This is a genomic window from Vibrio sp. 1562 (assembly GCF_033340155.1).
GTDB classification, from domain to species: domain Bacteria; phylum Pseudomonadota; class Gammaproteobacteria; order Enterobacterales; family Vibrionaceae; genus Vibrio; species Vibrio alginolyticus.
This window is the reverse complement of sequence record NZ_JAWOVY010000786.1, coordinates 1-515: the sequence shown is the minus strand read 5'-3', so window position 1 is coordinate 515 and position 515 is coordinate 1. Positions and strand designations below refer to the sequence as shown.

General features: G+C 46.0%; 1 protein-coding gene. It reads left to right on the top strand.

From position 1 onward, the window contains the following. A partial coding sequence (locus tag R7Z49_RS27650) for a PP2C family protein-serine/threonine phosphatase (protein WP_411913042.1) occupies window positions 1-431 on the top strand: 431 nt, incomplete at its 5' end. Window positions 432-515 lie beyond the last annotated feature (84 nt).

Sequence of the window (515 nt, the reverse complement as noted above, 5' to 3'; positions counted from 1 at the left end):
ATCAATTGAGAAACGGTACTTTTGTACAAAAAACTCGTGACCATAGCCAAGTGATGGAGTTAGTTGAACAAGGCTTGTTGGCATTTGAAGACGCAGAGTCCCATCCATTAGCCAATGTAATTACCCGAGCTGTTGGGGTTGATGAGATGGTGACGATAGACCAAGTATCGGGACAGCTTGCGGATGGTGACCAGTTCTTGTTGTGCAGTGATGGACTTTCCAAGGAACTAAGCTGTGATGAAATGCATAAAACTCTATGTGCAGATTCAGTTAACCAAGCTGGTTTGGCATTGATGCACTCTGCTCTGGTGCGTGGCGCTAGTGATAACGTGACGTGTGCGCTCATTAAAGTGCGTCAAGAACCTAGTGAGTTTGACTCCGCTAGGCGAGATGATGCGACTATTCCTGTGTTTTTGAGGGGGAGAGTATGAGTAACACGATGTTTGATTGGTATGAGCAAGTCCTTGCACCAATTTCGGAAGACAATCCGACTGGCATTGATCCAAGAGAGGATG